This is a genomic window from Shewanella bicestrii (genome assembly GCF_002216875.1).
Classification (GTDB): domain Bacteria; phylum Pseudomonadota; class Gammaproteobacteria; order Enterobacterales; family Shewanellaceae; genus Shewanella; species Shewanella seohaensis.
Window position 1 is genome coordinate 69,933 of sequence record NZ_CP022358.1, and the last position, 24,453, is coordinate 94,385.

The 24,453-nt window shown below is 50.3% G+C and carries 22 protein-coding genes; 13 read left to right on the forward strand and 9 right to left on the reverse strand.

The window, feature by feature from the left end; translation table 11 throughout:
* Positions 1 to 40 precede the first annotated feature (40 nt).
* The 3 genes from CF168_RS00340 to CF168_RS00350 form a co-directional block, all read right to left on the reverse strand.
* Positions 41 to 730, reverse strand: a complete 690-nt coding sequence (locus CF168_RS00340) for a response regulator transcription factor (protein ID WP_089066620.1) — start codon at positions 728 to 730, stop codon at positions 41 to 43.
* Positions 731 to 1,777 (reverse strand): sensor histidine kinase, encoded by a 1,047-nt coding sequence (locus CF168_RS00345; RefSeq protein ID WP_089066621.1) that lies wholly within the window; start codon positions 1,775 to 1,777, stop codon positions 731 to 733. It lies immediately after the preceding gene.
* Between the two features lie 228 nt (positions 1,778 to 2,005).
* Positions 2,006 to 2,932, reverse strand: a complete 927-nt coding sequence (locus tag CF168_RS00350; protein ID WP_089066622.1) for a pirin family protein — start codon at positions 2,930 to 2,932, stop codon at positions 2,006 to 2,008.
* A 134-nt stretch (positions 2,933 to 3,066) separates the two neighbouring features.
* On the opposite strand from CF168_RS00350, the gene CF168_RS00355 reads away from it, so the two are divergent.
* The 4 genes from CF168_RS00355 (at position 3,067) to CF168_RS00370 (ending at position 6,973) form a co-directional block, all read left to right on the forward strand.
* Positions 3,067 to 3,804 (forward strand): sulfite exporter TauE/SafE family protein, encoded by a 738-nt coding sequence (locus tag CF168_RS00355; RefSeq protein ID WP_011715348.1) that lies wholly within the window; start codon positions 3,067 to 3,069, stop codon positions 3,802 to 3,804.
* 114 nt (positions 3,805 to 3,918) lie between these two features.
* On the forward strand, positions 3,919 to 4,383 hold the full coding sequence (locus CF168_RS00360) for an NlpC/P60 family protein (protein WP_041408656.1): 465 nt from the start codon (positions 3,919 to 3,921) through the stop codon (positions 4,381 to 4,383).
* 24 nt (positions 4,384 to 4,407) lie between these two features.
* Positions 4,408 to 5,856 (forward strand): MFS transporter, encoded by a 1,449-nt coding sequence (locus CF168_RS00365; RefSeq protein WP_011715349.1) that lies wholly within the window; start codon positions 4,408 to 4,410, stop codon positions 5,854 to 5,856.
* Between the two features lie 88 nt (positions 5,857 to 5,944).
* Positions 5,945 to 6,973 (forward strand): LacI family DNA-binding transcriptional regulator, encoded by a 1,029-nt coding sequence (locus CF168_RS00370; protein ID WP_011715350.1) that lies wholly within the window; start codon positions 5,945 to 5,947, stop codon positions 6,971 to 6,973.
* Positions 6,974 to 7,031: 58 nt separating this feature from the next.
* Here the strand turns inward: CF168_RS00370 and gtfA are convergent, their stop codons facing one another.
* Positions 7,032 to 8,516, reverse strand: coding sequence for a sucrose phosphorylase (gtfA, locus tag CF168_RS00375; RefSeq protein WP_011715351.1), 1,485 nt, complete (start codon positions 8,514 to 8,516; stop codon positions 7,032 to 7,034).
* A gap of 256 nt (positions 8,517 to 8,772) precedes the next feature.
* Between gtfA and CF168_RS00380 the strand changes: the two genes are divergently transcribed.
* The 4 genes from CF168_RS00380 to mog all read left to right on the forward strand — a co-directional run bounded on the left by CF168_RS00380 (position 8,773) and on the right by mog (position 14,441).
* On the forward strand, positions 8,773 to 9,993 hold the full coding sequence (locus tag CF168_RS00380) for an MFS transporter (protein ID WP_011715352.1): 1,221 nt from the start codon (positions 8,773 to 8,775) through the stop codon (positions 9,991 to 9,993).
* 260 nt (positions 9,994 to 10,253) lie between these two features.
* Positions 10,254 to 12,650, forward strand: coding sequence for a TonB-dependent receptor domain-containing protein (locus CF168_RS00385; RefSeq protein WP_011620901.1), 2,397 nt, complete (start codon positions 10,254 to 10,256; stop codon positions 12,648 to 12,650).
* Between the two features lie 92 nt (positions 12,651 to 12,742).
* On the forward strand, positions 12,743 to 13,702 hold the full coding sequence (locus CF168_RS00390) for a carbohydrate kinase family protein (RefSeq protein ID WP_089066623.1): 960 nt from the start codon (positions 12,743 to 12,745) through the stop codon (positions 13,700 to 13,702).
* A 205-nt stretch (positions 13,703 to 13,907) separates the two neighbouring features.
* Positions 13,908 to 14,441: a molybdopterin adenylyltransferase gene (gene mog, locus CF168_RS00395; RefSeq protein ID WP_006083754.1), complete on the forward strand. Its 534-nt coding sequence runs from the start codon at positions 13,908 to 13,910 to the stop codon at positions 14,439 to 14,441.
* Between the two features lie 33 nt (positions 14,442 to 14,474).
* Here mog and CF168_RS00400 read toward each other — a convergent pair whose 3' ends face one another.
* Positions 14,475 to 14,693 carry a hypothetical protein gene (locus tag CF168_RS00400; RefSeq protein WP_011620903.1) on the reverse strand — a complete coding sequence of 73 codons (219 nt, stop codon included), beginning with the start codon at positions 14,691 to 14,693 and terminating at the stop codon, positions 14,475 to 14,477.
* A 151-nt stretch (positions 14,694 to 14,844) separates the two neighbouring features.
* Here CF168_RS00400 and CF168_RS00405 point away from each other — a divergent pair, with 151 nt between their 5' ends.
* On the forward strand, positions 14,845 to 15,888 hold the full coding sequence (locus CF168_RS00405) for a GlxA family transcriptional regulator (protein ID WP_089068875.1): 1,044 nt from the start codon (positions 14,845 to 14,847) through the stop codon (positions 15,886 to 15,888).
* A gap of 3 nt (positions 15,889 to 15,891) precedes the next feature.
* On the opposite strand, the gene CF168_RS00410 is transcribed toward CF168_RS00405, so the two are convergent.
* The 4 genes from CF168_RS00410 to CF168_RS00425 all read right to left on the reverse strand — a co-directional run bounded on the left by CF168_RS00410 (position 15,892) and on the right by CF168_RS00425 (position 19,774).
* Positions 15,892 to 16,152, reverse strand: coding sequence for a hypothetical protein (locus tag CF168_RS00410; RefSeq protein ID WP_011624712.1), 261 nt, complete (start codon positions 16,150 to 16,152; stop codon positions 15,892 to 15,894).
* Between the two features lie 49 nt (positions 16,153 to 16,201).
* Positions 16,202 to 17,341 (reverse strand): ABC transporter permease, encoded by a 1,140-nt coding sequence (locus tag CF168_RS00415; protein ID WP_011715356.1) that lies wholly within the window; start codon positions 17,339 to 17,341, stop codon positions 16,202 to 16,204.
* Positions 17,342 to 17,429: 88 nt separating this feature from the next.
* Complete coding sequence (locus CF168_RS00420; RefSeq protein WP_023265913.1) at positions 17,430 to 18,164, reverse strand: ABC transporter ATP-binding protein; 735 nt, start codon at positions 18,162 to 18,164, stop codon at positions 17,430 to 17,432.
* A gap of 2 nt (positions 18,165 to 18,166) precedes the next feature.
* On the reverse strand, positions 18,167 to 19,774 hold the full coding sequence (locus CF168_RS00425; RefSeq protein ID WP_011620908.1) for an alpha/beta hydrolase: 1,608 nt from the start codon (positions 19,772 to 19,774) through the stop codon (positions 18,167 to 18,169).
* 92 nt (positions 19,775 to 19,866) lie between these two features.
* Here CF168_RS00425 and CF168_RS00430 point away from each other — a divergent pair, with 92 nt between their 5' ends.
* The 4 genes from CF168_RS00430 to CF168_RS00445 all read left to right on the forward strand — a co-directional run bounded on the left by CF168_RS00430 (position 19,867) and on the right by CF168_RS00445 (position 24,371).
* Positions 19,867 to 20,232: a GntR family transcriptional regulator gene (locus tag CF168_RS00430; RefSeq protein ID WP_011620909.1), complete on the forward strand. Its 366-nt coding sequence runs from the start codon at positions 19,867 to 19,869 to the stop codon at positions 20,230 to 20,232.
* A 46-nt stretch (positions 20,233 to 20,278) separates the two neighbouring features.
* A complete protein-coding gene (locus tag CF168_RS00435; protein ID WP_089066624.1) occupies positions 20,279 to 21,142 on the forward strand; it encodes an ABC transporter ATP-binding protein in 864 nt (287 codons plus the stop codon).
* The gene (locus tag CF168_RS00440) at positions 21,139 to 22,449 is read left to right on the forward strand and encodes an ABC transporter permease (RefSeq protein ID WP_089066625.1); all 1,311 of its coding nucleotides are present in this window, start codon (positions 21,139 to 21,141) and stop codon (positions 22,447 to 22,449) included. Before CF168_RS00435 ends, CF168_RS00440 begins: the two co-directional genes overlap by 4 nt.
* 128 nt (positions 22,450 to 22,577) lie before the next feature.
* Positions 22,578 to 24,371 (forward strand): AMP-dependent synthetase/ligase, encoded by a 1,794-nt coding sequence (locus tag CF168_RS00445; protein ID WP_089066626.1) that lies wholly within the window; start codon positions 22,578 to 22,580, stop codon positions 24,369 to 24,371.
* Positions 24,372 to 24,453 lie beyond the last annotated feature (82 nt).

A 24,453-nucleotide genomic window follows, 5' to 3' on the forward strand; every position in this document is an offset into this window, starting at 1 on the left:
TATCCTTTTGTGATTGAGCTAAAGAGTGAGGCGAGTTGGCCTAGGGCGGGCCGAGGTCGGTGAGTCGATACCCTAAGCCGGGCTCGGTTTTGATCAGTTGTTGTTCGTCGCTGTCGTTAAGCTTTTTACGCAGTTGGCGGACTAGAATCCGCAGGTAGTGGCTATCTTCTTGGTGAGTCTCACCCCAAATATTGCGCAGCAGTTCGCTTTGTTTCAGTAATTGCCCCGGGTGGGACATGAGTTGGGCGAGCAGGGCAAATTCCTTTTTAGTAAGCGCCACTTCCTGTTGATTGAGCCAGCATTGATGGCTGCTCTTTTGTAGGGTGAGCGGGCCAAATTGCAGCATATCGATGGGGCTTGAGGTATCCACAAGGTCGCGGACTAATACCTTGATACGCACGATTAATTCCCTGATGCCAAAGGGCTTACTCAGATAATCGTTAGCACCCGCCTCGAGCAGGCGGATTTTTTCTTCCTCCTGATCGCGGGCGGTTAAAACCAACACGGGGGTTTTATCCTGCTGGCGCAGCCCATGGAGCAATTCGATACCATCGCCATCGGGCAGGCCGAGGTCGAGCACGATAAGGTGCGGCTGGTGGCTTTGGTATTGTTTAAGCGCCGTGGCTATGCTGGTGGCGCTTAAGTATTCAAAGCCTTCCGCTTCGAGTGAGATCCGCATAAAGGTATGGATTTGCGGTTCATCATCCACCACTAATACCTTATAAGCCATTTATGCCGCCTCCGTGGTTATGGGTAAAGCGATGCGGATCAGGCTGCCTTGGGCGACAGTTTCGGCGCCGATGCAGCCCCTGTGGGCGGTAATAATGCCTTTGGCGACCGCTAGGCCTAATCCCGCACCGCCATCGGTCGAGGGATGTTGACGATAGAACAACTCGAAAATGGCCTCGGCGTCGGCTGGCGCTATGCCTTGTCCTAAGTCTTGAATATCGATGCGTAGCAGCTGTTGGTGGCGGTATAGGTTTACCGTGACAGGCAGTTCTGCGGGCGAGTAGCGCAGGGCATTGTCGAGCACATTAAAAATCGCCTGTTCAATCAAAGAGCTGCAAATCATTAATGGCGGAAGTTCTGGCTCACTGTGAATTTGGATCCTAGGTTGCGCGGTTTGAAAGCGGGCAATCGTACGCTGTAACACTTCGCGTAGATTGGCTTCGTCTAGGCTAAATTTGAGCGCGCCATGTTGTAACTTGGTCGCCTGCAAGAGGTTTTCGATATATTGGTGCAGGCGATGACTCTCGGCGGCGGCCGAGTCAATAAGCTCCTCGTTTTGCTCTGGGCTGAGTTTAGCTTGGTATTCCTTCAGCGTGGTTAAGGTGCCGATAATGGTCGCAAGCGGCGTGCGTAAATCGTGGGAGACTGAGAGCAAAATGCTATTTCTGAGCTGCGCCTGTTCGAGTGCCTGCTGCTGACGGCGATAATGTTCGGCTAACTTGCTGCTAGTGAGGGCGACCAGCAAAAACACGCTTAGATTGACTATGTCTTCGACGTTGAACATCTGCAACGAATAGCGCGGCGTGGTAAATAAAAAATTGAAACTCACTGCGCCAAACACGGCCACAAAATAGGCGTAGTTGGCGCTGCATTGCAGGGCCACGGCGACCACGGCTAATTGCAGGATAAGCAGTACGGCAATGGCCGAGCCTGAAAAGTGATCAATCAAATAGCTAGTGAGCAGAGCAATCACTAACAGCATGGCGGTAAATAACGCGGGATGCGTGCGCCAGTATTGGTTGATGGAGGCTGTATTTGCAAAAGTCATAACGGCTAAGGCGTTGCTGAAGTTAAGGCTACTCTAGCAAAGGCCTGTAGGGATAGCGCGTAAAAAATCCGTAAAATTTTCTGTGGCTTGGCGTGTGAATGTTGTCTGGCATTTACCTCAGGCTGGCGGTTCTACTCACCAACTTGCATTAGATAGTGGCTGCAAATGCCGCCATTACGCGAGGCAATCTAGCTCGATTACCTCGCGCTAACGCATGAACGGCTTGGGTTACCAAGGGATGGGCGGCGGCATTAAGCGTTTGCCGTTATAACCCGGCACAGTGGCAAAGCGTGGGGACTTGGACTCCCAATCGGCTTGGGCGCTGGCGATATCTTCCTTGCTGTGGCCGACAAAATTCCACCAAATACTGACGGTGTCGGCGAGGGGCGCACCGCCAATCAGCAGTAAACGTGCGCCAGGGTGAAGGTCGAGTGTCACACTCTCGCGCAGCATGCCAAGGTAAGCGAGGTTATTGTTATCAAAGGCCTCGTCGTCGATATCGAATCGGCCCTCGAGTGGCATTAGGCCATATTCAAATCGCGGATCCAGCCTGAGCGTCAGTTGAGTGGCCTCTGCGGCGAAGATATCGAGCGCGACGATTGGTGAAAAGTGCAGCGTTGGCGCTTGTTTATCCTTCCACGAGCCTATCAATAGGGTAAATTCGACGCCCGCCTCCTGCCAAGTGGGCAGCTGGGGATAATGGTCGAATCTCGGGGCTGTGTCTTTGTGCTCCAGCGGCAGCGCAATCCATAGCTGCACCGCATGCATAGTGCGATGACCTTCGATGGACTCTTCGGTGTGGGCGATACCATGGCCCGCGGTCATCAGATTGACCTGCTTTGGGCGGATCACTTGGGCGCTACCTAGGCTGTCCCTGTGCATGATTTCCCCCTCCAGCATCCAAGTGAAGGTTTGAAGGCCGATATGGGGATGCTCGCCCACATTCATTAAGGGGCCGTCGGTGACTGGGCCAATATGATCCAGAAAACACCAAGGTCCTATGAGTCGACGCGGTTTTTGTGGAATCGCCCGCGCCACGGGTATCCCGCCCACATCACTGATTTTGGGAGCAATATGCTGGATTTGGATCCGCCCATCTTCGACGGGGCATTCCCTTGGGCCGCCGTAAAATGGCGATGTTTGCATTTGACTCATATCGACTTCTTATCTTCATTTAGACACGGATAGACTTAACATTTATGCTGGTGCAGCGAGGCGTGTTATCGCCCTCAAGGCCTGTTACTCTTTGCTCGACCTTAATGACTTTAACGCAATATTGGGAATAAGGGATGTTAACAGACCCTGTTTTTTGGCTGGTGGCGATTCCTGCGGTGTTGATCACTGGGATCTCTAAATCGGGTTTTGCCGGCGGCGTCGGTGGCCTGACCGTGCCTCTATTAGCGCTCGCCATAAGCCCGGCAACTGCTGCGGCAATCATGTTGCCATTGCTGATTTATATGGATTTTTTAAGTGTTCGCTCCTGGTGGGGCCAACATAACCCTCGCCAATTATGGATCCTTTTACCCGCGGCGATAGTGGGCATAGGCATAGCCTATTGGCTGTTCGACCGCTTAAACGAAGATTATTTACGGGCAATTTTAGGCTGTGTGTCCTTAGGTTTTGGTCTTTATGGCTTGATATTAGGGGATAAAACCCAAGCAACGCCTTCGCCACTCGTGGGGCGGCTCTGCGGCTTAACTGCAGGCTTTACCAGCTTTGTGGCCCATGCGGGCGGGCCGCCACTCAATGCCTATTTGCTGCCGTTACGCTTGGCCAAGCCAGAGTTTTTAGCCACGGCAGTGGTATTTTTTGCGGTGGTGAATCTGGTTAAGTTGGTGCCCTACAGTCTGCTCGGGCAAATTAACCAAGGTAACATTCTGATTTCGCTATTACTTGCGCCTTTGGCTTGGTTAGGCGTAAAACTGGGGTTGGCGATTCAAGATAAGATCAGCGATAGGTTGTTTAAACGCATCATCTTGATTTTAATGGTGCTGGTGGGTATTCGTTTATTGTGGACGGCGTTATAGTTTTAAGCTTGGGATTAGCTTAGGCTGTTACCATCGGTTTTTTCACGATATTTTCGTTATCGCTTTGATAGCACCCATATTACGCAAGAATTGCCTGCGATGAGTTTTACGCTAATGAAACGATTACTGATAGTTATCTTAGCTTTAGGTCTTGGCGCCTGTGCGAGCGCGCCAGAACCTAAGCCTGTGGTGAAGCAAGTTGAACCCGTATCCGTTTGGAACGATAGCAATATCGCCGATTTCCATTCCGAATGGCGCGGCGTACCCTATCGCCTAGGTGGCGGCACTAAAAAAGGCATTGATTGCTCGGCCTTTGTGTCGGTCGCTTATCAAAAGATGTTGGGCATGACTCTGCCGCGCACAGTAGAAGAACAGCAAGCCCTCGGCAAACCCGTGGCGCGGGACCAACTGCGTAAAGGCGACTTAGTGTTTTTCAAAACGGGTTGGAGCACGCACCATGTTGGCATTTATGTGGGCGGGAATAATTTCCTCCATGTCTCGACGAGCCAAGGGGTGAAAATTTCGAGTCTGCTAAATAGTTATTGGGCATCAAAGTATTGGAATGCAAGGCGAATTTAAGCCTTAATCACAGGTGGAGACTCTATGACCCCTGCGTCTGCTTCGTCCCAACATGAGCCTCTGCCCACCTCGGTTTTTCTGGCGATTTTTTCCGCCGTATTCTTGCCCATGTTTCTGGCAGCAGTCGATCAAACCCTACTCGCTACCGCAACCCCTGCCATAGTGGAAGATCTTGGCGGCCTCAGGCAAGCCTCGTGGATCACTATCGGTTATATGCTGGCGATGGCGGCCAGTGTGCCTATTTACGGCTGGCTAGGAGATAACTTTGGCCGCGCTAAAATCCTGATGATCGCCTTAGTGGTGTTTGCGTTGGGTTCAATCGTTTCCGCCAGTGCCAGTACGATGGACCATATGATTGCCGGGCGGATCCTCCAAGGTCTCGGCGGTGGCGGGCTGATGAGTCTGTCCCAATCCCTAGTGGGGGAATTAGTACCGATACGACAAAGGGCACGTTTTCAGGGTTATTTTGCCGCTATGTTTACCCTCGCCAGTGTTGGCGGCCCTGTGATTGGTGGCTTTGTGGTGCATGCCTATTCTTGGCACTGGTTATTTTGGGCGAATATTCCTTTGGTCATGCTGGCGGTTTGGCGACTTAATCGCTTGCATAAACAGAGTGTTAAACCGGTGCGGCAAGGGCGGTTTGACTTACTCGGCGTACTGTTATTTCCCACGATCATCACAGCGCTGTTGTATTGGTTGTCTGTGGCGGGGCAAGACTTTGCTTGGCTATCGGCCACAAGCTTAGGCTTTATGGGATTTATCTGTGTGGGCGCCCTTGTTCTGTTGTGGTGGGAGCGTCGGCGTGAGAGTCCTTTCTTACCTCTGGATTTACTCGCCAATAAAGCCATTTATATGCCGCTCTTCACGGCCGCGCTGTTTGCCGCCTGCCTGTTTGCGATGATCTTCTTTTTACCCATTTACTTGCAGGTCGGTCTGCACACCAATCCGGCCAAAACGGGCTTGCTGCTGATGCCAATGACCTTTGGCATTGTCACAGGTTCCACCATCGCTGGCAGGCTGTTGAGTCGGGATGTGGCGCCTAAATGGTTGCCGACCTTCGGCATGGGCTTAGCCTTTATCGGTTTGCTCTTAATCGGTTTAGTGCCGCCGAATGCGAATTTGATTGGCGCTTTAGGTGTGCTGGTGGGCATTGGCTTAGGGACTGTGATGCCCAGCGTGCAGCTAGTGGTGCAGAGCGTGTCGGGCAAGGCGCGTTTAAGCCAAATCACCGCCATGGTGTCCTTGAGTCGTTCCATGGGCGCGGCAATTGGTACGGCTTTATTCAGTCTGTTGCTATATGGCTTATTGCCGCTTGACGGGGCGCAGGTGGGAATTGCGGCAATAAAGCAGTTACCCATAGAGGTTGTGCATCACGCCTTCCAATGGGGTTTTATCGCGGCGGCTCTGGTGGCGCTCAGCTCGGCGATTGTGGGTTATCTCTCGCCTGCGACTGCGCTTAGGGATCATGAGTAGATTTGTTGGTGCACGACGGATTTAAGCTGTGTAGTATTTGCGGTAGGTTAGCTTCCGCTGTGACCCCATTCTTTGCCAGGAATTCTGCATGACAACTAAAAACTGGACTTTAAAGAGCATAGCTAACGAGCTAGGTGTCTCTAACGCCACTGTTTCTAATGCTTTTAATCGTCCCGATCAGCTATCGGAAAAACGTCGCAACGAGATTTTAGCCGCCTGCTCTAAACTGGGGTATTTTGGCCCAAACAAGGCGGCGCAGTCCCTACGTAGGGGCAAATTTGATACCGTCGCGCTGGTACTGTCCGATAGTGTTGAATATATGGTGTCCGATCCTGTCGCCAGTAAGTTTATGAAGGGGGTGGCTTCGGTATTGGAGCGGGAAAAACTCAACTTACTGCTATTTTCTGGCAGCTCCGACAGTGTGAATGCGGTGGCCGATTTTGTGGATGGGTTTATTTGTTATGGTCGCCCGCGCAATGCCTTGCTCGCCGAGCAATTAAAACAGGTTAAGAAGAAGGTGGTTACAGTGGACTTTGATATCCACCGCAACGCTTCTGTCAGCATTGACAATAAGTTAGCCGCCTATGAGGTGGCAAAATTGGCGTTAAAATCTCCCTCCGATCAAGTTGCAATATTGGGATTGAGGCTACTCGATACCCATTTAACTTGCCGAGTTTACGATTTGAATTTGCTCGAAATCGATATGTCGATTGCGCACCAGAGGTTGCAGGGATATTTACAGGCGATTGAGGAAACGGGTGTCACCCTTGGTAATGATCGGATTTGGAATATTCCAGAAAGTAATGCGGAGTATGCGCGGATTGCGGCCAAGGAGGCATTAAACTCAACCCCAAGACCCAATGTATTTTTATGTATGAGCGACTTAATTGCCCTCAGCGTGCTGGGTGAGGCGCAGGCCATGGGATTAGCGATTCCGGAGGATATTCGTGTCGTGGGATTTGATGGTATTGATGAGGCGACTCGCTCAACTCCACCACTGACCACGGTTTACCAATACTCGGAACAAAAAGGCCAAATGGCAGCGCAGATGTTTATCGACGATGCCGTGCATGCTCAGGTATTAGGGTATGAACTACGTTTAGGCAAAAGCTGTTAATACAATCAGTTTTATATGCAAAAGGCGCTAATTAAGCGCCTTTTGTTTTTGTTCTGCATTAGGCCTGTGCTTGAGTGAGCAGGTCTGCTAATGCGATTTGGGTTTCGATGCCTTGCTCATCAAGTAGGGTGATCAGCCCTTGTTTATGGGCAAAGTCGAGACTAAGACTGGCCGATGCATTTTGTGCAGACCATGTGAGAGTTAGTGTTTTTCCACTTGCAGCCATCGAAAAGCGGCCATTGAATGCTGCGCTATTATTACGCAGTTTAATCAATTGGATGAGGGCTTTAACCACAGGTTTTTGCAGGGCTTGTTGCACTTTTTCCCGGTTTAAATAGGGGCGATTAATGTCTCGGCCGACGTGGGTTTGATTCAGCAACGTCATGTCGTTTGGTATGGCAAGCAGGCCTGTGTAGTAGACCTGAGGAATACCCGGTGCGAAAAACTGAATTGCTCGCGCCATCAAGTAATCTAGATCATTTTGCCCTAGGGCATCGTAATAGGTGCAGTTGATTTGATACAAATCGACATTGCTGGCGGCCGCCCCAGTGGCTTGTAGACTCTCGCCTTGACTGTTGCCGTGTATGGTTTCGACCAGATTATCGATTTGTTTTTCGTTCAATAATCCGCGTAAGCCATCCATTGGGCCGACATCGATAATACCAATGCCATCGTGGGTATCGAGAACGGTAATGCAGTTGCGAGGGGCCATGTCTAGCCAGTGACTCAGGGCGCTACAATCTTGGCTAAACAGCGTGTGCAGGATGAGCGGTGGCAGGGCGAAGTCGTAAACCATGTCCACTCGTTTGGCGATATCGATTTGCGTCATATGATGGGAGTGGATTTCGGCTAGGGTTGTCATACCTAACTCATTGGCCTGTTTCGCTAATTTATCCACAAACTCGAAGGATTCCTCAATCATAAAGCAGCTAGTGCCGGGTTTTTTTATCGCATAACCTGCGGCATCTAAGCGGATTAAATTGACTTTGCTGTGGTTAAATCGCGCCAATACGCGGTTTAAATAATCCTTACCTGCAGCTGAGTTAACATCGATATCGATCTGGTTACGGGTAAAGGTGGTCCAAAATTCTTCCGTTGAACCATCCGCTAAGGTGTAAGTGCTAAAGCAGCTTCCTGGGCGGGGGCGATAGATAGCTTTTTGATCCTGTTCACTTAATCCCTCTGGGAATACCTTGTCCTTGGTCAGGAATAAATCCCAGTAAACCGATTGTTTGCCATGTTTGAGCACATCTTTAAACTCGGGAGATTCTGCGGACATATGGTTAACGATCAAGTCGGCCATGATGTCGAACGCTTCGCCTATGCTTTTGACATCGTCCCAATCACCTAAGCGTGAGTCCACTTGTACATGGTCTATGGGATCAAACCCTGCATCGCTGCCATCGATGGGATAGTAAAATGGCAGTAGATGAACGCCCCCAAATAAACCATCTAACTCATTATCGAGTAAGGCTTTGAGTTGTTTGAGTCCGGCACCGGTTATCCGATCGACATAGGTGATCAATTGCACTTGATTTTTCATACTTTGCCCACGCTTTAGTAGCCTTCCCAGAGTAAAGTTTGCTGGCGGTTATTTATAAATTGCACAAACAAACTTAATCGATTAAGTTGTATATTTAACCAATGTGAAACATTATTCAAGTGGTTTGTTAGATTTTTGAGTTAGTCTTGGTTTTGGGGGGATTAGCTCACTGCTGTACATAAATAATGCCTAAAGCTGTTTGGGGCTTAGCTAGCTTCAAGGGGGATTTAGCGCGATAACGATAAGGTGAAACAGTATGGTAAGTGATTCAAATTCTGTAGAAAATCGCCATCACACTCGAATTAGAGTGCTGACGTATTTAATGTTTTTTATGTTCGCTATGACCTCAGATGCCGTGGGCGTGATCATTCCTCAGCTGATTTCTGAGTTTGGCCTCTCTTTATCACAGGCGAGCGCCTTTCATTATATGCCGATGATTTTTATTGCAATAAGTGGTCTATTCCTCGGTTTTTTGGCGGATAAAATAGGGCGTAAACTAACCATTTTATTAGGGCTGTTGTTGTTCGCCATTGCCTGTTTTTTATTTGCGCTTGGGGAGTCGTTTTATTATTTCCTGCTGCTATTGGCCTTGGTGGGCTTGGCAATAGGGGTATTTAAAACCGGGGCCTTAGCCCTGATCGGTGATATTTCTCGGTCGACAAAACAGCATTCCAGCACCATGAATACGGTCGAAGGTTTTTTTGGGGTCGGCGCCATGGTGGGGCCAGCCATCGTCAGCTATCTGCTTATCAGTGGTGTGTCATGGAAGTATTTGTATTTTGGGGCGGGTGTGTTTTGTCTGCTGCTCTGTTGGTTAGCGTTTAGGGCCGATTATCCGCAGGTTAAGCGATCTTCAACGGAAACAATTAATCTGACGAATACCTTCAGTATGATGAAAAATCCTTATGCATTAGGGTTTTCCCTTGCTATTGGTTTGTATGTGGCCACCGAAGTGGCGATTTATGTATGGATGCCTAGCTTGCTGCAAGAGTATCAGGGGGATTACACAGTACTTGCGGCCTATGCCTTGACCATCTTTTTTACCCTGCGAGCGGGTGGACGGTTTTTGGGTGGGTGGATATTAAATCACTTTTCGTGGCAACAGGTTATGTTCTGGTTTAGCTTAGCGATCAGCCTTTGCTACCTCGGTTCAATGCTCTATGGCGTTGAGGCCGCTGTTATTCTCTTGCCCCTCTCAGGGCTGTTTATGTCAATGATGTATCCCACTTTAAACTCCAAGGGGATCAGTTGTTTCCCCGTGGCACAGCACGGCTCTGTGGCTGGAGTTATCCTGTTTTTTACCGCGGTTTCTGCGGCGTTGGCTCCCCTGTGCATGGGGTTAGTTGGGGATATTTTCGGCCATGTGAAGTATGGCTTTTACCTCGCAACCGGGTTTGCCGTTTTGTTGTGCCTGTTAGCGGGGGTTAATCTGATTAAAGATCCTTCTCAAGCTCTGTTAAGCCGTGAAACCGCTTGAATTGAAATGTGACAGAAAAATTTTTTCTGTCACATTTTTTCGATTAATCAATTAATTGCCAGCTGTTCCCACTTTAAGTTTGTTGGCTTGTACAAAAAACGCACTTGCTTTTTGTTATTTAGTTGCTAACTTGTTAACTTAATCGATTAAGATGTTTTTGGGAACCAAACAAGACTCACTAATCGATTAACAACAATTCAGTAGAAGTTGCCGTGGGGAGATATAGGCAGCTTCTCAAAATATGGGTGGGGACATAAATAATGATAAATCGCACATCACAACAATTCTTGTTAAGTACCATCGCCGTCTTGGTGAGTTCTCAGCTTTGGGCTGCCGATGCACCCGCGCAGGAAGAAACCAAGAAAGATGCGTTAGGCCTTGAGCGCATTACTGTTACGGGCGTGGCCCGTGGTACTCGCGTCATGGACTCGAGCGTGTCAGTTAGCAGCGTATCACTCGCGGAGTTGGAGGTTAGTACTCCACGTTCATCCGCCGAAGCGTTCCGGATCATTCCGGGGATGAAGGTGGAATCAACGGGCGGCGAAGGTAATGCTAACATTGCGGTCCGTGGCTTACCTGTGGCATCGGGTGGTGCTAAGTTTCTTCAAATCCAAGAAGATGGTTTACCAATTCTGCAGTTTGGCGATATTGCCTTTGGTAATGCGGATATCTTTTTACGTTTAGACTCTACAGTGCAAACTATTGAATCTATTCGTGGTGGTTCGGCATCCACTGCGGCGAGTAATGCTCCCGGCGGCATTATTAACGTGATCAGTAAAACTGGGAGCTCGGATGCTGGCAGCGTGTCTACCACCTTTGGCTTGGACTACGATACCTTCCGTACTGACTTTGAATATGGCACGAGTATCAATGATAGCCTGCGTTTCCATGTGGGGGGATTTGTGCGGACTGGCGAAGGTCCTCGCCAAGCTGGTTATGATGCCAACAAGGGCGGCCAGGTAAAAGCCAACATTACCAAAGAGTTCGATAGTGGCTATGTTCGTCTTTATTTTAAACACTTAGATGATAAGAGTATTGGCTACTTACCTATGCCAATGTATTCGGACGGTAGTTCTGTCCCAGGTTTTAATGCGAAATCCGATGCTATTCAATCAGCTTATTTCCTCTCAACCCTGAGTTTGGGCGCCGATGGTGAGCGTCGTCGCGGTGATATGCGCGATGGTATGAACCCTGAGGTTAACTCTGTGGGTTTAGAGGCGTCTTTTGATTTAGGCAATGATTGGCAGGTCGAAAACCGTTTCCGTTTCTCGGATGTGAGCGGTAATTTTATGGCGCCATTCCCTGCCGAAGTGGCTAATGGTGCCGACATTGCGGCCAGTATTGCCGGCACTGGCGCCAAGTTGATTTATGCCAATGGTCCCGATGCGGGCAATCCTATGGATGGACTCGCCATGCGTATCCATACCTTCGACGTCAAGATGAATGACTTTGGCTCAATCGTAAACGACTTAAAATTAACGAAAACTTTTGACGATACCAGCGTTACTCTGGGTTATTACAATGCCACCCAAAATATCAATATGACCTGGATGTGGAACTCCTATCTGATGGAAGTCAAAGGGGATAACGCCGCATTGCTCGATGTGGTGGCCGCCGATGGTACCGCCTATTCCGATGCTGGGCTCTACGGCTATGGTGTGCCTTATTGGGGCAACTGTTGCCAACGTAATTACGATACCGAATACAACATTAAGGCGCCTTATCTTGCGGTAGCGTCAAGTTTTGGGGATTTGTCGTTGGATGCCAGTGTGCGGTACGACAGCGGTGATGCCAGTGGTTACTACGCAGGTAATGTGCAATCGCAAGTGGATATGAACTTGGATGGCGTTATCTCTATTCCTGAGCAGAGCGTCTCTTCTATCGATAATGCCAATCCGCAACCCGTGAATTATGACTGGAGCTACACCTCCTATTCACTCGGCGCAAACTATCAGTTTGACAGTGATTTAGCCGCCTTTGGTCGCTTGAGTCATGGTGGCCGTGCCAATGCGGATCGCCTGTTATTTGGTAAGGTTCGTGCCGATGGTTCAGTGGCAAAAGAAGACGCTGTCGATAATGTGGATCAATATGAGTTAGGCGTTAAGTACCGTTACGATGATTTATCTGTGTTCGCGACCGCTTTCTATTCAGAGACCGAAGAGCAAAACTTCGAGGCGACCAGTCAGCGTTTCTTCGACCGTAAGTACAAAGCCAAAGGTATTGAAATTGAATCGGCCTATTTTATCGGTGACTTCGATTTTAGGGGCAATGTCACTTGGACAGATGCTGAAATTGCCAAGGATGCGTTAACGCCAGACGTTGTGGGGAATACCCCAAGAAGACAGGCCGACTTTATCTACTCACTGATGGGCCGTTATAACTTTGACCAAGGTTCAGTGGGCATCAACCTGATTGGCACTACTGACTCCTATGCACAGGATAATAATGACCTCAAGTTTGATGGTTATAATCAGGTCAATGCCTTTGCAACCTACAACTTGACTCAGGCCTTAAGCGTCTCGTTAAACGTCAACAACCTGTTTGACGCCACGGGTATCACCGAAGCTGAAGAGGGTTCGATTCCTGATAACAATATTATCCGTGCTCGCACCATTAATGGCAGAACCACGAGTGCAACCTTGAGATACGAGTTTTAACTCCGGCGGGTTTGAGGCTTAAAACCAACAATTTAAAAGGCCCATCAAGCATGGGCTTTTTGCTTAACCATTAGAGACATAAAGGGATCCATATGACGGTATTACTCAGTTTCGGTGAGGTGTTAGTGGATTTATTGCCCACAGATATTAGCGGCAAGTCCCATCAAGCCATTGCGGGCGGCGCGCCTGCAAACGTGGCTGTGGGTTATGCCAAACTGGGGGGCAAGAGTTACTTTGCCGGCGGCATCAGCACCGATGATTATGGGGCTATGTTAAAACAAGCCCTAGCGAATGAAGGGGTTGTAACGGATTACTTGACCCAAGTGCCGGAGGCGCCAACGGCGACTGTGGTGGTAAATTTGGATGAGCATGGCGAACGGACCTTTGAGTTTAACCGCCAAGGGACTGCCGATCTTTGCTATAGCCCGCGCCATTTTGATGCCATTCCATGGCAACAGATGGATATTTTTCATCTCTGCTCCAATACCTTTACCGAAGCGAGCATTTTTAACGCGAGTCTCTACGGCGCTTTTTGTGCGAATTCATTCAATAAGATAGTGAGTTTTGATGTTAATTTGCGCTTATCACTCTGGCCCGATACCGCATTGCTTGCTGAGCGGGTTGAGCAGTGTTTTCGTTACACTCAGGTACTGAAAATGAGCCGTGAAGAGGCTGAGTATTTAGCGTTAACGCGGAATAAGAGTTTCGAAGATTATTTGCAGTTTTGTTTGGCGCACGGTGTTGAAGTTATTTTGATTACGGACGGCGCCAATCCAGTGCAATGCATCACAGTGAATGAACGATTTAGTGTGCCAGTCCCCCAAATTAAAGCCGTTGATACCACGGCGGCGGGCGACAGCTTTATGGCGGGTTTTTTGTTTGCACTGGGTTTTGAGTTGGCGTTTGATCTCGAGCATTTAACCTTAAAACATCGACTCGCATGTCAGGCACAGTTGCGCAAGGCGATTGAGTTTGCGGTGCGTTGCGGCGCCGTAACCTGTGGGCAGAAGGGCGCTTTCCCTGCCTTGCCCACATTGTCACAGGTGAGTTAACACTTCCTGCAAACCATCAAGCTGAGGTGAGTGATTGCTTGCCTTAGCTTTTTTTCGAGCCTATTGCGCGAACTTCATCACGTTTTACTTGCCCCATTAGTCGAGCATTTATGCTATTTTAGCTGCGGCTTATAGTCGAAGGAGCATAGGTTTCTCCTCTGCTTTCGGTCGATTGGTTTTATTTCAACATGATTGGGGATTTCCTATGAGCAAAGCAAAAATCGGGATTGTTACGGTAAGCGATCGTGCCAGTGCGGGGATTTATGAGGATATCTCGGGCAAGGCCATTATCGACACCCTCAATGATTACCTCACCAGCGAGTGGGAGCCGATTTATCAAGTGATCCCCGACGAGCAGGATGTGATTGAAGCGACCCTGATCAAGATGGCAGATGAGCAAGATTGCTGCTTGATTGTGACCACGGGCGGCACTGGTCCAGCAAAACGCGATGTCACGCCTGAGGCGACTGAGGCGGTGTGCGATCGCATGATGCCGGGCTTTGGCGAGTTGATGCGCGCCGAGTCGTTAAAGTTTGTGCCTACGGCGATTCTCTCGCGCCAAACTGCGGGCTTGCGAGGGGATTCATTAATTGTGAACCTGCCGGGCAAGCCAAAATCTATCCGTGAATGTTTAGATGCGGTGTTCCCCGCCATCCCTTACTGCATCGACCTGATGGAAGGGCCGTACCTCGAGTGTAACGAAGCCGTGATTAAGCCTTTTAGACCTAAGGCAAAATAACGCGCCGCACAGCTATATGACATAAACCCAAGCCTAGCTTGGGTTTTTTATTGGCTTGTTCGGAGTTGGTGGCTTGCTGGTGATCAGCAGCGCCGATACACCTGTCGCGATAAACAGCACTGGGATAGCCACAAAATGCGCGAAGGCATTGGGCGCAATGCTGAAGTTTAACCAGAGCAAGAGTGCCCAAATGAGGCTGAGTAAGCCAAAGGCCAGCAGGCGTTTAAACTGGCTGAGGGTGCGCTGTGTCATAGTGTCGTCCTGTGTGCTGGAGGTTTAAGCACAGTCTAAAAACTCCCGCATTGGGCTTGAAGTGTCGTTATTGACAATTTTAGGGTGAGTAGTGACATTTTTAGCCAGTAAGCTAGACTCAATGCATGATGAGGCTGGCGAGGGCATTGGGATGAAAAGGATCACTATTTTGGCGACGGACAATACGGTTGCCAGCGGGATTATTGGTTTTCTCGATGTGTTTAGTTTCTGCAATACCTATTGGCGGCGAGTCAATCCACAGGCCGAACAAGACCTGTTTGAGTGCCAAGTGGTCTCGAGTCATGGCGGTGATATCCTAACGAATCAAGGTATTAAAGTGCCTGCCGTTGGGCTTAATACCCCGAATGATATTCTGCACTCCGATGCGGTGATTTTGGCTTCGGCCATGGTGACCAATAAAAGCGAGTTTCAAAACTATCTTCATGATTTTGAATCCTTATTCGAACCGTTAAGGCTGTTTGCCGACTCAGGTAAACCATTGGCGGCCTATTGCTCTGGCACCTTGATTTTAGCGGCCTCCGGCCTGCTGGACGGGCGTGAAGCGACCACCGTCTGGTGGCTGAATGAGATGTTTCAGCGACATTTTGCCAAGGTGAACCTGCGGATGGACAAGCTGGTGGTGTCCGACGGCCATCTGCATACCGCAGGGGCGACAACCTCGAATATGAGCCTCGCCCTGCATTTAGTGCACATTTTGGTGAGTGAGCAGTTAGCAAGCCAGATGGCAAAAATCCTGCTGATTGATCCTAATCGCCAATCCCAACAACCCTTTATGACCATGGATCTGATGACGTCGAGCCATAAGGACGAGGTGATTTGGAATGTGCAGCAATGGATGCAGCATCATTTAACCGAACCCCTGTTACTGGATGATATTGCTGATAAATTTGCTTTAGGTAAGCGCACCCTTATTCGCCGCTTTAAAAAGGCATTAAACGAGACTCCTGCCAGCTATGTGCAGCGTCTGCGGGTGGATGAGGCAAAACGCCTATTGGAAACGACCAGTTTAGGCTTAGAGGAAGTGGTCACCCGTGTGGGTTATGAGGATGTCAGCTCGTTTCGCAAATTATTCATTCAGCTAACGAGCTTAACCCCGAGGGCCTACAGGCAGCGCTTTAATACTCAGCAATATGAGTTTGATAGCGATAACTGCTGCGAGGCCGAACTGCATTAACGGCTATTTCAGCGCGTCAATCTGTTGCGCAAGAGATGTCTTGGCAGTGTCGTTCTCTGCGTCTGTCACTATGCGCTCCAGTACTTGCACACGCTCGGTAAGCACTTGATTCTGTAAACTCAGTTGCGTGAGTTTATCCTCAAGCTGTCGCTCGTTGCCGCCACCCAGTTGGCGGATTTTCAGGTAATGCTTAAACATTTCTGTGGCACTCACACCCACCACAAAAGTCACCATGATCACCATCAGCACATATTCGTTTTCCATAACTGACCTCTTTAACCCAAGGGCATACAGTGCCCTTGGGTCGATAGTGTTATAAGCCGAAGACCACTTTTTCACTCTTTAAGGATTTTTCCATACCAAGCGCCAAGACGAGGGCGATGGCTAGGGTGCCGAGCGTCGATACCAGCAGTTGCAGCATGCTCATGTCCTTACCTTTGATAAAGTCCATCAGCGCCTGTTGCTGACCGGATACTGGCAACCACTGCAGTATGTCCGGTGCTATGTTGTAGCTGGCCGCCATCGATAGTGCTAAGGGCACAAACAACACCATGGTCAGGTAGGATTGGGCTTCCTTAAAGGTTTTGGCCATAAAGGACACAAACAATTGCAGACAGGCGGCCATCAGGGCGACGGGAATACCGACCAGCAGCATTAGCGCCATAAATTCATTGGTGATGCTGACGCTAAAGCCGAGTTCCTGCCAAGGCACGAAGGTATAGGCGACCTTAGACACCAGTAAAATCAACACTAAGCCGAGCAGGGCAAACAGGCCGACGGCGATGATTTTCGAGAGCACTAACTGGCGTGTGGTCAGCGGATGGCTGAGTAACAATGCCAAGGAGTTGCGCTCACGCTCACCGGCGCTGGTGTCGATGGCCAGATTCATCCCCGAGATAAACACTGAGTAAATCATAGTGAAAATGGCGATGCCTAAGATCATCCCGCCCTTAGAGTCGGTCGTGGCTTGGTCATGCACATTCACTTTCAGTGGCTGCACCACTCGAGGGTCGATGCCTCGAGCGATTAAGCGTAGGCTGCCCATTTCGGCGCTGTAGGCCTGTAACTGTTTCTCTAAGCGACGAATCGAGTTTTGCAGTTTTTCCTCTGAGTTATCGGCCACGATAGTGATTTCGGCGCCTTTGCCTTGGTTCATCTGCTTGGCATAGTCGGGGCTGATAATCAGCTCGATGGCTTTCAGATCCTTAGCGCCTGCTTCACCTTGGGTAATGCCCTTGTTGGACAAAAATCTCACTAAGTCCGGTGCTTTGTCGGGGTTAGTGATGCTGATTTTGAGATCGTCCGGGCTCGTCAGCTGGCCGATAAGCACCATAAACAGGCCACACATGATCAGCGGCGTGCCGATGGCGTAGTAGAGTCCCGCCATCACAGAGCGTTTATCGCGGGCGGCGTCTATCAGTTCCTTGCGAACCATTGCGATGATTTTGTTCATGATTATTCCTTATCCCAAGTTTGTCTGTTCGCCATTAGGTCGAAGCAGGCGTTATCGCAATTTGTGTGAGCGTGAATGCTGTGAGTCATCATGCGGCAATCCCCTCATCGGTGCCGATCAGCTGGATAAAGGCATCTTCGAGTGAGGCCTTACCCGTTTGCGCGCAGAGCTGTTCAGGGCTGCCGATGGCGACCACTCGGCCCTGCGCCATCACGATCACTTGGTCGCATAATGCTGCGACCTCCTGCATCACATGGCTGGAAAACAGCACACAATGCCCTTGATTCTTAAGGTCGATAAGAATGTCGCGCAGCAAGCGAGTGCTCATAACATCGAGTCCACGTGTTGGCTCGTCGAGGATAATATTGCTCGGGCTGTGGACTATGGCCTGGGCGAGGGCGGTCTTCATTCTTTGCCCCTGGGAGAAGCCCTTACAGCGGCGGTCGCTGATATCTTCGAGGCGCAATTTGGCGATGACATTGTCGGTGGCCGCCTTGGCATCGCTCGCGGATAAACCGCTGAGTTCGGCAAAGTAACGGATATATTCCCGCGGTGTTAAGCGCTCATACAGACCGAACGGGTCGGGGAATAAGCCTAACTGCTGCTTAGCGCCAATCGGGTCGATGGCAACGTCGATACCTTCAATTTCAGCCGTGCCAGTGTCGGGTTTTAACAGGCCGAAAATCGTGCGTAAACAGGTGGTTTTACCCGCGCCATTGGGGCCGAGCAGGCCGGTGATCTGGCCATTTTCGGCCACGAAACTCAAATCGTTTAGGGCCTGCACTTCGCCGATGCGCTTAGAAAGATGGGATACTTTGATCATGATTACTCCTTGGCACCAGTGCTGGGCTTATCCTTGGCTGATTGGGTTGCGGCTTCGGTCGCGAGTGGCTCAACCGAGCTGGCATTTAAATAGAAGCTACGGCGTACATCCTTCTTCAAACATTCACCATCGAGATCTTTGACCGAACCAGTACGCACTAACTCGGCGATTAAGTTATTGGCACAGGACTGATAGGCCACGCCATGGGTGGCGTATGGCGCGACAAAGTGTTTGGCGTTAGTGAGTTTTTCCATCGCCAGCTCTCCCCAGCTCGGTGGGGTTGCTGGGTCAATTTCGCCCGACAGCAACAGTGTGGGGATATCGCTCTTGATAGGCTCGCTAAAGCTGGCATCGACCGCAGGCACCTTCCACACAGAGCACGAGGTTTCGAGGCTCTCGAGCATGGTTTTGCCGACATAGGAGTTTTTGGCCTGTTCACGCATCGCCGGAGTGATGCGGTGCATGTCTTCGCCGCAGACGACGGAGGCGTGCATGCCCATTGCCATACCCGCATTATCCGTAGTTAAGGCAAATAACCCGAGTAATGGTTGGTAGTTACCCTTAGCGGCCTGATGAATCGCATGGGGCACTAAGGCGCGCACATTGGTTTGATACAGCGCCATGCGGATCGCGCCATAAAACTTTGAGCGAGTCATAGTGAGTAGGGTCTTTTCTCCCGTCACAGGGTCGTGCACTTGCTCCATCACTGGCCCTTGGCTGAGTTTAGCGACTACTTGGTCAAACTCGGCTTTGAGCTCAGGAAACTCGGCATGGCAGGCGGCTGTGTCTTGGCAGTCTTTAAACAGCAAGTCAAAGCCACGTTCAATCGCCGAGCCAATCTCCAATACGCTCTGCTGCATGGGCACAATGCCGTCTATGGTGACTGTGGCTAAGTGCTCGGGATATAAGCGCATATAGAGCTGCGCCATACGTGTGCCGTAGGAGATACCGTAGAGGTGCAGTTTCTTATAGCCTAACTTGGCGCGTACGGCTTCGAAGTCTTGCACCGCATTGAGGCTGCCATATTGGGTGACGTCAGTATCGGGGAATTGATCGCGGCATTTTTGTGCCTCGACCAAGGTATCGACATTATCCTCGTCGATGGCGAGCGGAGATTGCGGGCCTGAGTCGCAGTTTAGTGGATTCGAGCGGCCTGTGCCCCGTTGATCGATAAGCAAAATGTCGCGCTGCTGGCGCACTTTGTTCAGCATGCTATCGAAGCCTGCCGCGTTATCTATGGCCGATTGACCTGGGCCGCCGGCGATCGCCAGTAAGGCCTCTTCGTGGTTGACGTTTTTCACCGCGGGCAAGACCACATAATGCACTTGGATCTGTTTGCCATCGGGCTTATTAGGGTTTTCCGGCACAGTGACAAAGCCGCAGTTTAAGCGGTCCGATACGCCCTCCACATAACAGGTGTTGGCGGATTCAGTGGGCTTTACTGAGTTGTCGCTCGCCCAAGCCGTGGCGCTACCCATGGCGAGCATCAGCGCACTCAAACTGATGATGCTTTTGCTTAACTTGCTCGAGAGCTGGTGCGTATCAATGCGCTTCATTGCCACGTCAGCGCTGGCATTATGGGACTTCCTGTGGATCATGCTATCTATCATGAGCGCTTTCCTTTTTGCATTTCAGGATGAGTGTGTTACTTTAAATACAGTGTATCGGTGTATCAATGTATTAATACAGTGTGTAAAGACTAATGTTAGAACTTTTAAATGTCAACCCCAGCAGTGGTGAGCCAATTTACAAGCAATTACACGAGCAAATCGTGCGCTTGATTGTGGGCGGCCAGTTGCAAGAGGAAGACGTATTACCCTCAGTGCGCCAAATTGCTGAATATCTTGCGGTCAATCCAATGACGGTGTCCCGCGCGATTCAGCAATTGGTCGATCAAGGTTGGCTAGAGCGCCGCCGTGGTCAGGCGACTAGGGTTGCGGCGCGTACCGAGGCGATGGAGTCGGGCGTGAGTCTGCTCGAGCCGCAATTAGATGCCTTGCTGGCGCAGGCAAAGCAGCTGGGCGTGAGTTTGCCCGAGTTACTGCAATTGATTAATGAGCGTTGGTAGCCTGAGTAGAGCTAAGTGAAAACGAGAATAAAAAGGACGCAATTCGATGGACCAAGACTGTACCCCAATACTAGAGTTTTCTAACGTAAACAAAGTGTTTCGTGGCAAAGGTGCCAGCGAAAAACGTGCGCTCAAGGATCTGACCTTACGTTTATCGGCCGGTATGGTGGTCGGTCTATTGGGACAAAACGGTGCGGGTAAATCGACCCTAATGCGCTGCGCCTTGGGGATCCTCTCGCCGGATTCGGGTGAAATCCGCACCTTAGGCGAAACGCCGGAGCAGCTTTCTTCTGCCGCTAAGGAACGCCTCGGGTATGTGCCGCAGCAACCCTTTGGTTATGAAGGCTTTACCGTTGAGCGCGCCCTCGATTTGCACCGCAGTTTTTATCCCCACTGGGACATGCAGTTAGAGCAGGATTGGCTCACCCGCTTCGAATTAGATGTCACTCAACAGGTACAACGCCTGTCCGTTGGTCAGCGCCAATCCTTGGCCTTGATCATGGCGATGGCCTATCGCCCCGAGTTGCTGATCCTCGATGAACCCGTGGCCAGTCTCGACCCGATAGTCAGACGCAAGTTTATGGTCGATTTGTTCGACTTGGCCCTCGAATCCGGCTCGGCCGTGTTGTTTTCATCCCATATCACCTCAGATTTAGAGCGGGTCGCGAGCCATGTCGCCCTGATTAAACAGGGCGAGTTAGTGCTGTTTAAGGAGATAGATGCCCTGCGGGAAGAGGTGCGTTTAGTCAAACTCGCGGAGGGCGCCGAGTTACCTGAGCAGGTGCGTATCCTCAGCCGCGATGGCGATTCTGTGCTGGTGGATAGGGGCGATGTGGAGCTTAATTTTCCCGGCGTGCAGCGCAGCGAAGCGCTGAATTTAGAACAACTCTTTGTGGAGCTGCACAAATGAGTGCCGCGAAACCCATAGTTGAATCAACGACCCGCATTGGCACTGGCCATTCGCTCAATCCCTTTAACGGTATGCTGCGCCTGTGGTTTTTTGATGTGGGCAGCGTGAGTTTTATAGGCACTGGCATATTTGGCTTGGCTCTGAGTGTGTTAGCGGGATGGGCGGGGCAAAAAGCGAGTTTCGATATTTTTGTCACTATGGGACTAGTGTCTACCTCGGCAGCGGTGGCATGGCAGCTGATCCGCCTGATGGCGAGTGAGTGCTCCATCTTAATCCCCCGTTATCGGCAAAATATTTTTATCCAGTGTGAAGTGATGCTGATAGGCGCCTTTAGCCTTGCGGTGTTGCAATGCGTGCTGTTTGACCTGACCGATACTCTGTCGTTACTGGTCTTTGCCCAAGGGATAAGCCTAGGGTTTATTTTGTTGTGCCTGCGACAAACCCAATGGTTTTACAGCTCCTTTTTACTGTTTATCTTAGTGCCGTTTTCCAACGAGTTGGCGGAGCAAGTGCCGCTGTGGCTGAGCATCATAGTGCTGTTTGTACTAGCCGCTTTGATTTGGCGCCGATGCTTAGTGTTACCTTGGCGGGTGGAGGCACGAAGTGTGTATCTTAACGGCTTGGAAATGGGCTGGTTTTGGCTGCCTAGTCTGCAATCCATACGGATCTTGACTCGGTTAGAGCGTTATCTGCATCCGGTTAACTTCTTTATCGGTCCTATGCTGACCGTGTTGCTGCTGTTGCTCCCCGTGCTAACCATCGGGCTTGGGATAGTCTCACACGAGCTGCATTGGAACTTCCCGGTATTACTGCTACTGGCACAATTTAGCGTGATTAGTTGCTCGTTAGTGCATTGGAGCCGCGTACAACGTTCTCGTGCGACTGAAATGCTGCTGTTGATGCCAAGCTTTGACGGCCGTGCAGGCTTAGTTAAGGCCTTTGGTCGTGGTCAACAACGCTTGCTGCTTCTGCTCAGTTTGAGCGTGTTAATCTGCAGTCTTTTTGTCACTTGGCTCGATGGTGATTTGAGCTTGCCTCTGCTGGCGCACATAGTGATGAGCACGTATTGGGCCTGCGCCTTAGTGTTAGGGCTAGGTTGTTTGTGTCGCCGCGTATTGCAGGTGAGCCTGACCATGCTGGTGGTGCTCGGGCATTCGCTCTGGGTGTCTATTAGCCTCGCGGCGCTGCAACACGAGGGCAGTCTGCTCTATTGGTCGCTGGGTAATCTAGTGCTGCTGATCCTTGGGCAAATCGCACTGATTTGGGGCAGTAAAAAGCTCTGGCAGGGCGACATTACCGGGCTCTAATTGCCCTGAAATGGCGTGATTTGGGTGACATTTGCACAAGATTAGAGCAAAAACTCTTAGTTTTTAGCTTGCCTTCAGGTAGAATGCCGCAAAAGCGGTACACTTGTAAGCTAAAAGGTGAGTCACTCATGTCTCTCGAACAATATCACGTAATTCGACTATTACAGCAGCAAAGCCAGTCATTAAAAGAGGCTATAGCGCTGGAAGGTTTTGAAATGGCTGCGCCTTGGCATCAAGTCAGTTGGCAGGCATTCGATCAAATCAGCCATAAAATTGCACAGGTGTTGATTGAACTTGGCGTACAAGTGCAAGACCGTTGCGTGATCCTGTCGCAAAACTGCCCTCAATGGACCTGCGCCGACATAGGTACTCTGAAAAGTCGTGCCGTTGTGGTCCCCATTTACCCGACCAGCACCTTAGAGCAAGCCAGCTTTATCATTAACGATGCGGCGGCTAAGGTGATTTTTGTCGACGATGCTAAGCAATATGCGCTGGCCTGTGAGCTGCAAAAACAGTGTCCGACCCTAGAGCATGTGATTGTGTTCGACGCGAGTGTTGAGCTGGCGCAGGACAAGGCTCAACATCAGCATTTAGACAGTTTGTTAGCCAAAGAATATGGCCAGAGTGCTGAGCTTGAGCAGCGCTTACAGGATGCCAATCTCGACGACCTGTTAACCCTGATTTATACCTCTGGTACTACGGGCGACCCTAAGGGCGTGATGCTGGATTACCGCAATATGGCTTCGACTGTGCGTCAGCACGATCAGATCCTGCCGTTTACCACTGGCGATGTGTCGTTAGCTTTCTTACCGCTAAGCCATGTGTTTGAGCGTGGTTGGAGCTTCTACGTGCTGTGCCGTGGCGGCCACAACGTGTATCTGCAAAACACTCAAAGAGTGAAAGAGGCCATCAGCGCCGTGCGTCCACATACCCTGTGCGTGGTGCCGCGTTTCCTCGAGAAGGTTTACAGCGCAGTACAGGATAAGGTCGCTAAATCCGCCGAAGGCCGTAAAAAACTGTTTGCCTGGGCCATGGGCGTCGGCGAGCGTCAATTTGAGGTGAGCCAAGGCCGCGCTAAGGGCGGTTTGTGGTTATCCTTGCAATGGCGTTTAGCGCACAAGCTGGTTTACAGCAAGTTGCAAGCCGTGCTCGGTGGACGCTTAAAGTTTATGCCCTGCGGTGGCGCCGCCCTCGATTTAAACGTAGCGTCTTTCTTCCATGCCATTGGTATTCCCGTACTTTGTGGTTACGGCATGACGGAAACGAACGCCACTGTGACCTGTAATACCCTAGATAATCGAGTTGCGGGTTCGAACGGTAAAGTCTTGCCCGAAATCGAAGTGAAGCTAGGTAAGGACGATGAGATTTTAGTCCGTGGCGACACTGTGATGCGCGGTTATTACAATCGCCCCGAAGACACTGCAGCTGCCTTCGAAGATGGCTGGTTAAAGACCGGCGATGCGGGACGACTCGATGCCAATGGCAATTTATTTATTACCGACCGCATCAAAGAGTTAATGAAAACCTCCAACGGTAAATACATTGCTCCGCAACGGGTTGAAGGCACAGTGGGCCGTTGCCCCTTTATCGAACAAGTGGCTGTGATTGCCGATGCCCGTAACTATGTGACGGCGCTGATTGTACCAGCCTTTGAATCCCTCGAAGCCTGGGCCAAGGATAAGGGCTTGAAATACGAGTCGCCTATCGAGCTGCTGCGTCACAGCCATGTGGTTGAACATTTCGAGCAGCGCTTAAAGCATTTACAGCAAGAGTTGGCGGGTTTTGAGCAAATCAAGAAGTTTACCCTGCTGCCTGAAGCCTTTTCGATGGAGGCGGGATTAATCACCCCGACGCTGAAATTGCGCCGCAAAATGATTTACCACAAGTACGCCCATGAAATTAATGCTATGTACAATAATTGATTGTTAAATCTCTGATCTTAAAAGGCCGCTAAGCGGCCTTTTTTGTGTCAGCCACTTCCTGAAGCATCAGACTTCGCTTAAA